Here is an 8,080-nt window from a genome sequence, read left to right on the forward strand (position 1 = left end):
ATCTACCCTCTTACCCTACTCGACGCGCGACCGCAGCGGCGCCGGCCGAGCCGAGCACCGCGATCGACCGCCCGGCGCCGTCCGAGGCCGGGCCGTCCGATGCCGAGCCGACCGCGAAGGTCACGGCCGCGCCGGACACGAGCGGCGACGGTACGACGAACGTCGACGACGAGCCGACGGTTGTCGACGGTCCGCCGGTGGCCCCGGTGCAGCGCAAGCCCACCACGCCGACGTCGCTCATGCCGCCGGTGAGTCCGGCCGGTCGCGCGTCGGTGCCGCTGTCGGATGGCACGAAGCCGAACAACACCCGACGCAACCTGCTGATCGGGGCCGTGGTCGCCCTGTTGCTGATCGGCCTCGTGGTGGTCGTGCCGATGCTGACCAAGGACGACGACAAGAGCCCGCAGGCCGGCCCGACCAGTGCTGCGGCGACCTCGGGGGCCGCGCCGACCTCCGCTGCCGCGCCACCGCCGCCCACCACCGGCGCGCCGAGCCCATCGGCCTCGGCCACCCCCTCGGTAGACCCGAACGCGCTGCCGGCGGGCTGGAAGCTGCACCGGGACCCGGCCGGCTTCGCCCTGCCGATACCCGACGGTTGGGTGCGTAGCCAGGTCAACGGCGACACGGTCGTCTTCAACGAGTCCAACGGGCCGGGTGAGCTGCTCGTCCAGTGGACCAGCACCCCGGCGAAGGATGCGGTCGCCGACTGGCGGGAGCAGGAGCCGAATCGCGCTAGCCGCGTCAACAACTACCAGTACCTCAGCATCAAGGGCTGTAACTTCTGGAAGACCTGCGGGGACTGGGAGTGGCTGGAGACCCGGGACGGGCAGCGGATCCACGTCCGTAACCGGGGGTTCGTGACGGCCAAGAACCGCGGTTACGCCCTGCGGTGGGAGATCGCGGAGAAGGACTGGCAGGCCAACCTGCCGAACTTCGACCGGATCGCCAAGGGTTTCGTGCCCGACCGTAAGGACTGAAACTCATTCGCATGACCTTCCCTCGTCGTGGGTAATTGACCTTTCGACGACGGAAGGAGGCACGACATGGGTTACCGACGGAGGGACACTCGGCCCCGGCTGGCACTGTGGATGCTCGTGGCGCTCGGCGACGCGATTCTGCTGCTGGTCAGCGCGGGGGTTTCGGTGCTCGTCGCACTGCTCGGCGTCGTGATCGTTGCCGGCTTTGGCATGGCTGCCTGGCGGTTGACCCGAAGGGGCGCGCTGGCTCGTGAGGATGCTGTGGTGCCGGCCCTGAGTCGGCGGCGGGCCTGACCCGTACCCGGTGGTGTGGCGGCAGCCGGACCGATTGTCGACCGTGTGGTGACCGTCGATCCCGCTGCCGCCAACGGCCCGATCAGGTGTTGTTGGCCAACGCGATCAGGCGGCTCCGGTCGCCGTTCCAGTAGTTGCGGTCCACGTTGCCGCTGATCCCGGAGACCGCTCCGGTGCTGGTGTACTGCCAGAAGCTCCACACCGACGCGCCGGCCGGCAGGGCGCCGGGCGTGCTCGACCAGCGGGCCAGCCAGAGCGGGTGGTTCGCCCACGGGCCGGTCCAGCTGCCGGTGCACTGGTTCCACCAGCTCGTGGTGGTGTAGATGACCGCGTACCGGCCGGTGCGGGAGCGGTAGGTGTTCAGGAAGTCCTGCACCCAGTTGCGCATCCCGGTCGTGCTGAGCCCGTAGCAGTAGCCACCGGCGTACGGGTTGCCCTCGATGTCCAGCGCGGCGGGCAGGGTGCGGCTGTCCGCGGACCAGGCGCCGCCGTTGGAGGCCAGGTAGTTGGCCTGGGTCGAGCCGGCGGAGATGTTCGGCCGGGCGAAGTGGTACGCCCCGCGGATCACCCCGGCGTTGTACGCGTTGACGTAGTTGGCGTTGAAGTTCGGGTCCTTGTAGCTGGTGCCCTCGGTCGCCTTGATGAAGGCGAACTCGATGCCCGCGTTGCGGACGCTGGTCCAGTTGATGGTGCCCTGGTAACGGGACACGTCGACACCGGCTGTGGTGGCGGCGGCCGCCGGTCCGGCGGTCGCGACCAGGGCCGCCGCCGCGGTGGCGAGGACGGTGAGGCCGGCCGCGAGTGCGCGGCGCAGCGTTGACGAGGTACGGGCCATGAGTGCCTCCAAGGACGTCGCTCTATCGACGTCCATCTTTGGAGGTAAGTGCCCTAGATCACAAGAGCGGCCGGAAAAAAGCTTCATTGACGGGCTGTGAAGGCCCGATGGTCGGGGCAGGGCGGATCAGCGCAGCGTGGCCGGGTCGAGCTGCCAGCGGAACGGCTCGACGACGGCCAGCGTCTCGCCGGGCTTGGCCACCTGGTCCTCGACGTAGTGCTCACCGTCCAGCCGGAACAGCCGCAATGAGTGTGCGTCCCCGTCCTGCTCGACCAGCAGATACCAGGGGATTCGCGCAATGGCGTAGAGCTGCATCTTGAGCAGGCGGTCGGCGGCTGCATTCCCCGGCGAGACGACCTCACCGACCAGCACCACCTCAGCTGCCTCCACGACCATGCCCTCGTGGTCGGTATCCGCGACAACCACATCCGGGATGGCGATCCGATCCGCCTCGAGCCGCACGTTGACCGCTCCGAAGACGGCGAGGCCGCCGGCCGCGCGCTCGACATGGTCGGCCAGCCGGCGTGACACCAACTGGTGGCGCTTACTCGGGACTGGGCTCAGAAGCAGGCTCCCGTCGAGCAGCTCAATCCGGTCCGGGGTCTCACCCAGGGCGAAGTAGTCGGCTTCGGTCCAGAGCCCGACATGGTGTTCCAACGGCAACAACCTCATGTGCAATCACCTCTGCCTTCGGTGGCCACCCGACCCGTCTCGGGCGATACGAGCCGGTGCCTCGGGAGCGACACGGAACGCCGCCGGTAGGCTCGCGCCCCATGATGTCGATCGAAGGGCTGGGCGACCTGTGGGACACGCTGTTCGGCGCGCAGCCGGACCCGCCCGCGCTGCTGGTGCTGATCACCGGGGCCGTAGCACTGGTGGTGGTCTCCACCCGGTTGCCGTGGCGGATCGCCCGTAACGCCATCACCATCGCGCACGAGGGCGGTCACGCCCTGGTCGCCCTGCTCACCGGCCGCAAGCTGCGCGGCATCCGGCTGCACTCGGACACGTCGGGGCTGACGCTCTCCGCCGGCCGCCCCACCGGGCCGGGCATGATCCTCACGCTGCTCGCCGGATACGTCGCACCGCCGCTGGTCGGGCTGGCCGGCGCCTGGCTGCTCGGCGGAAACCGGATCACCCTGCTGCTGTGGGTGGCCGTGGCCCTGCTGCTCGCCATGCTCGTCATGATCCGCAACGCCTTCGGCGTGGTGTCGTTGCTGGTCACCGGTGCGCTGGTGTTCGCCGTCTCGTGGTACGCGACGCCGCAGGTCCAGGCCGCGTTCGCGTACACCGGGGTGTGGTTTCTGCTGCTCGGTGGGGTGCGGCCGGTGGTCGAGCTGCAACGGCTGCGTTCCCGGGGCCGGATGCCCGCCTCCGACGCCGACCAACTCGCCGGACTCACGCCGTTCCCGCCGCTCTTCTGGGTGAGCGTCTTCGCCCTCGTCAACCTGGCGGCGCTGATCGCCGGCGCGCTCCTGCTCGCCGGCCCGATCCTCACCGACGCCGGCCTGACGCTCTGACCCCGCCTCCATCCGGGTCGATCAAGGAGTTGTGGTGGGCCGCGAAAGCCGCAATACCCCCGCAGCCCGGCACCACAACTCCATGATCGATGGCGGGAGGGGTGGCGGCTCGGACCACGGCGGGACGGCGCGGTCGGGCAGGATGAGGCCATGCGATACGTGATCATCGGGGCGGGTGCGCGGTCGGCGGGACCATCGGCGTACGGCTGGCCCAGGCCGACCGGGACGTGACAGTGGTGGCCCGCGGTGCCCACCTGGACGCGATCCGCGCGCGGGGTCTGACCCTGCGGCAGCCCGACGGTGCGGTCACCGCCCGGCTCGCGGCGGTGGACCGGCCCGGTGACCAGCCGCTGCCAGCGGACACCGTGCTGGTCCTCACCGTGAAGTCGCAGGACACCGTCGGCGCGTTGGCCGCCTGGGTGGACGCGCCGGTAATCGGCGGCGGCACGGCGGGCGAACGTCTGCCGCTGGTGACCGCGCAGAACGGGGTGGCCAACGAGCGGGCCGCGCTGCGGCTCTTCGCCGACGTACACCCTGTCTGCGTCTGGCTGCCGGCCACGCACCTGGACCCGGGCGTGGTGGTCGCCAACGGGTACCCGCATTCCGGGATGCTCCACATCGGGCGGTACCCCGGAGGCGCCGACGACACCGACCGGGCGATCGCCGCCGACCTGACCGCCGCCGGCTTCGTCGCCCCGGTCCGCGCCGACGTGCTGCGCTGGAAGTACGGCAAGCTGCTCAGCAACCTCGGTAACGGCCTCCAGGCGCTGCTCGGCCAGGACATCCCGGACACGCTGGTCGAGCGGGTACGCGCCGAGGGCGTCGCCGCGCTCGCCGCCGCCGGCATCGCGCACACCTCGCCGGAGGAGGAGAAGGCCGAACGCGGCGACCTGGTCGGGCAGCGCCCGGTCGACGGCGAGGCCCGCTCCGGCGGCTCCACCTGGCAGAGCCTGGCCCGGGGCACCGGCTCCACCGAGGTGGACCACCTCAACGGCGAGATCGCGCTGCTGGGCCGGCTGCACGGCGTACCGACGCCGGTCAACGTCGCCGTGCAGCGGGCCGTACGCCGGGCGGTCCGGGAGCGGATCGCGGCCGGCGCGTTCCCGCTCACCGAGTTGGAGAAGATGATCGCCTGACCGGGCAACCGACGACCCCGCCCGGTGCGTGTTCCCAGCGACCGACACGGGGAGGTAGCGGGTGCCGGACGTCGACGGGTTCGACGAGTTCTACCGGGGGAGTCGACAACGGCTCCTCGGGTTCGTCTACGCCCTCACCGGCGATCGGGGCGAGGCGCAGGACGCCGTGCAGGAGGCGTACGTCCGGGCGTGGCAGCGGTGGTCGACGGTCAGCGGGTACGACGACCCGGAGGCGTGGGTGCGGGTGGTGGCCAGCCGGATCGCGGTCAGCCGGTGGCGCAGCCTACGCAGCCGTGCCCGCGCCTACCTGCGACACGGGGCCACCGAGACCGTTCCCGGGCCGGGTACCGACACCGTCGCGGTGGTCGCCGCCCTGCGCCGGCTGCCCGAGGAGCAACGCGTCGCCATCGCCCTCTACTACCTGGTGGGCATGCCGGTCGCCGAGGTCGCGCGGGAGACCGCGGCCCCGGTGGGCACGGTCAAGGCCCGTCTCTCCCGGGGGCGCACTGCGCTCGCCGGCCTGCTCGCCGTCTCTGACCTGGAGGAGGCTACCGATGCGTGACGACCCGACGTTCGTCGAACAGATCCAGCGGGACCTGCAGGACGTGCGCTGGCTCGGCCCGGAGGAGATCCGCTCCCGGGCCCGCCGCCGCAGCCAGCGCAAGATCGTGGTGGCGAGCGTCGTGCTGGCCCTCGCCGGGGTCTCCGCCGTGGCGGTCGCCGCGCCGAGGACGTCCCCGCCACTGGTTCAGCCGGCCGCCGCGCCCTCCGCCTCGCCGACCCGGCACGAGATCACCACCGACGCCCTGTTGCAGCCGGCCGACCTGCCGCAGCCGGTTTACGTGCAGCTCAGCCAGGCAGGGCTGGGCGAGCCGGTCCGGCTGGAGGACACGCTCGGCCACTGCCGGACGAGCCAGGGGCTGTCGGACGGCTGGCAAATGTCCATCCTGTCCCGTTCACAGACCCTCATGCGGAAGCCCACTCAGGGCGTCCTCGTGCCGGGCGACGCACTGGTCATGCAGGATCTCTTCAGGCTGGTACCCGAGACGGCTCGACAGCTCTTCACCAGTCTGGACGACCTGGTCGCGCCGTGCGCCGAGTGGCGAAGCGTCGAGCAGTGGCAGACGGTGGACGGCACCCACACCGTGGAGGTGATCCACCGGTGGGCGGTGGTGCAGCGGGGCTTCGCGGGGGACGACGCTGCCATCCTGCGGGACTCGCTCACGGCCCCTCGGGACGTGCAGACCGGGCAGACGCTCACCAACGCACCGCCGCCGACCCTCCTGGCCGTCGTCCGGGTCGGCGACACCGTCTCGCTGCTCCGCATCGCAGATGACGGCACCGAGGCGAAACTCCGCCAGCTTGCCCTGGCGGCGGCAGCGCGGATGTGCGCCGCCGCCAACCCTGCCTGCTGACCCCCGGGCTCGGGGCCAGCAGGCAGCGGCGAGATCAGAGCGGGATGTTGCCGTGCTTCTTCGGCGGCAGGGTCTCCCGCTTGGTGCGCAGGACGCGCAGCGCCCGGACGATCTGGGTACGCGTCTCGTGCGGCGGGATCACCGAGTCGATGTACCCGCGCTCGGCCGCCACGTACGGGTTGGCCAGGGTGTCCTCGTACTCGGCGATCTTCTCGGCCCGGACCGCCGCCGGGTCCTCGGCGCCGGCCAGTTCGGAGCGGTAGAGGATGTTCACCGCGCCCTGCGCGCCCATCACCGCGATCTGCGCGGTCGGCCAGGCGAAGTTCAGGTCCGCGCCGAGGTGCTTGGAGCCCATCACGTCGTACGCCCCGCCGTACGCCTTGCGGGTGATCACGGTGACCTTGGGGACGGTCGCCTCGGCGTACGCGTAGATGAGCTTGGCGCCCCGGCGGATGATGCCGTCCCACTCCTGGCCGGTGCCCGGGAGGAAGCCGGGCACGTCCACGAAGGTCAGCACCGGGATGTTGAACGCGTCGCAGGTGCGAACGAAGCGGGCGGCCTTCTCCGAGGCGGCGATGTCCAGGGTGCCGGCGAAGTGCATCGGCTGGTTGGCCACCACACCGACCGGTCGCCCCTCGACCCGGCCGTAGCCGACCACGATGTTCTGCGCGTACAGCGGCTGGACCTCCAGGAACTCCCCGTCGTCGAGGACGTGTTCGAGGACCGTGTGCATGTCGTACGGCTGGTTGGCCGAGTCCGGGATCAGGGTGTCCAACTCCCGGTCCTCGTCGCTGATCGCCAGTTCGGCGGGGGCGTCGACCACGACCGGCTCGTCGAGGTTGTTCGACGGCAGGTACGACAGCAGCGCCTTGACGTAGTCGACCGCGTCCTCCTCGTCGCTGGCGAGGTAGTGCGCGTTGCCGCTGCGGGAGTTGTGCGTACGGGCGCCGCCCAGCTCCTCCATGCCGACGTCCTCGCCGGTCACCGTCTTGATCACGTCCGGGCCGGTGATGAACATGTGCGAGGTCTGGTCGACCATCACGGTGAAGTCGGTGACCGCCGGGGAGTAGACCGCGCCGCCGGCGCAGGGGCCCATCACCAGTGAGATCTGCGGGATGACGCCGGAGGCCCGCACGTTGCGGAAGAAGATCTCGCCGTAGAGGCCGAGCGAGACGACGCCCTCCTGGATGCGGGCGCCGCCGGAGTCGTTGATGCCGACCACCGGGCAGCCGATCTTCATGGCCAGGTCCATCACCTTGACGATCTTCTCGCCGAAGACCTCGCCGAGCGAGCCACCGAAGACCGTGAAGTCCTGCGCGAAGACGCACACCTGCCGGCCGTCCACCGTGCCGTAGCCGGTGACCACACCGTCGCCGTACGGGCGGTTCCGCTCCAGCCCGAAGGCCGTGGACCGGTGCCGGGCCAGCTCGTCGAGTTCGACGAAGGAGCCCTCGTCGAGCAGCATCTCGATCCGCTCGCGGGCGGTCTTCTTGCCGCGCGCGTGCTGCTTCTCCACGGCGCGGGCCGACCCGGCGTGCACCGCCTCGTCGACCCGGCGCTCCAGGTCCGCCAGCTTGCCCGCGGTGCTGTGGATGTTGGTCCCGGTCTCGGTAGTCACCCAGGGAATATAACGATGGTTCAGGTGGGTGCCGCTGTGCAGTACGCCTCAGTGTCGACCGGAGCACCGCCGTAGGCTGGCGGAATGTCGGGCTCCCCGTACACCGATCTGGACCGGCCGCCGCTGTCGGCGGCCCGGCTGCGCCGCGCGTTGATCCTGCCGAACGGGCCGTGGGCCCGGCTGGAGCTGCGTGCCGAGACCGGCTCCACCAACGCCGACGTGGCCGAGGCCGCCCGCGCCGACGAGCCCGAGGGCCTGGTCGTGGTCGCCGAGCGGCAGACCGCGGGG

General features: G+C 71.1%; 9 protein-coding genes and 1 pseudogene. 7 read left to right on the top strand and 3 right to left on the bottom strand.

Translation table 11 applies throughout. The features are described from left to right. Together PSH25_RS23065 and PSH25_RS23070 are read left to right on the top strand one after the other, a co-directional pair. On the top strand, window positions 1-977 hold a 977-nt coding region (locus PSH25_RS23065), incomplete at its 5' end, for a serine/threonine kinase C-terminal domain-containing protein (protein ID WP_502361359.1). Between the two features lie 66 nt (window positions 978-1,043). Further along, window positions 1,044-1,271, top strand: a complete 228-nt coding sequence (locus tag PSH25_RS23070) for a hypothetical protein (RefSeq protein ID WP_238661057.1) — start codon at window positions 1,044-1,046, stop codon at window positions 1,269-1,271. Between the two features lie 82 nt (window positions 1,272-1,353). Here the strand turns inward: PSH25_RS23070 and PSH25_RS23075 are convergent, their stop codons facing one another. Both PSH25_RS23075 and PSH25_RS23080 read right to left on the bottom strand, forming a co-directional pair. Further along, window positions 1,354-2,106: a GH25 family lysozyme gene (locus PSH25_RS23075; protein ID WP_238661058.1), complete on the bottom strand. Its 753-nt coding sequence runs from the start codon at window positions 2,104-2,106 to the stop codon at window positions 1,354-1,356. A 126-nt stretch (window positions 2,107-2,232) separates the two neighbouring features. Beyond that, complete coding sequence (locus PSH25_RS23080; RefSeq protein WP_238661059.1) at window positions 2,233-2,778, bottom strand: Uma2 family endonuclease; 546 nt, start codon at window positions 2,776-2,778, stop codon at window positions 2,233-2,235. Between the two features lie 101 nt (window positions 2,779-2,879). Between PSH25_RS23080 and PSH25_RS23085 the strand changes: the two genes are divergently transcribed. The 4 genes from PSH25_RS23085 (at window position 2,880) to PSH25_RS23100 (ending at window position 6,174) form a co-directional block, all read left to right on the top strand. Continuing rightward, the gene (locus tag PSH25_RS23085; RefSeq protein ID WP_238661060.1) at window positions 2,880-3,623 is read left to right on the top strand and encodes a M50 family metallopeptidase; all 744 of its coding nucleotides are present in this window, start codon (window positions 2,880-2,882) and stop codon (window positions 3,621-3,623) included. A 233-nt stretch (window positions 3,624-3,856) separates the two neighbouring features. Then, window positions 3,857-4,759 carry a ketopantoate reductase family protein gene (locus tag PSH25_RS23090; RefSeq protein WP_238661064.1) on the top strand — a complete coding sequence of 301 codons (903 nt, stop codon included), beginning with the start codon at window positions 3,857-3,859 and terminating at the stop codon, window positions 4,757-4,759. A gap of 61 nt (window positions 4,760-4,820) precedes the next feature. Continuing rightward, window positions 4,821-5,321 (top strand): SigE family RNA polymerase sigma factor, encoded by a 501-nt coding sequence (locus PSH25_RS23095; RefSeq protein WP_238661061.1) that lies wholly within the window; start codon window positions 4,821-4,823, stop codon window positions 5,319-5,321. Next, window positions 5,314-6,174, top strand: coding sequence for a hypothetical protein (locus PSH25_RS23100; protein WP_238661062.1), 861 nt, complete (start codon window positions 5,314-5,316; stop codon window positions 6,172-6,174). The genes PSH25_RS23095 and PSH25_RS23100 overlap by 8 nt, the downstream gene beginning before the upstream one ends. Before the next feature lie 34 nt (window positions 6,175-6,208). Here PSH25_RS23100 and PSH25_RS23105 read toward each other — a convergent pair whose 3' ends face one another. Further along, a complete protein-coding gene (locus tag PSH25_RS23105; protein ID WP_238661063.1) occupies window positions 6,209-7,792 on the bottom strand; it encodes an acyl-CoA carboxylase subunit beta in 1,584 nt (527 codons plus the stop codon). Window positions 7,793-7,876: 84 nt separating this feature from the next. On the opposite strand from PSH25_RS23105, the pseudogene PSH25_RS23110 reads away from it, so the two are divergent. Beyond that, window positions 7,877-8,080 (top strand): annotated as a pseudogene (locus PSH25_RS23110) (biotin--[acetyl-CoA-carboxylase] ligase); the annotation flags it as partial.

This window comes from Micromonospora foliorum (assembly GCF_022229015.1).
GTDB classification, from domain to species: domain Bacteria; phylum Actinomycetota; class Actinomycetes; order Mycobacteriales; family Micromonosporaceae; genus Micromonospora; species Micromonospora foliorum.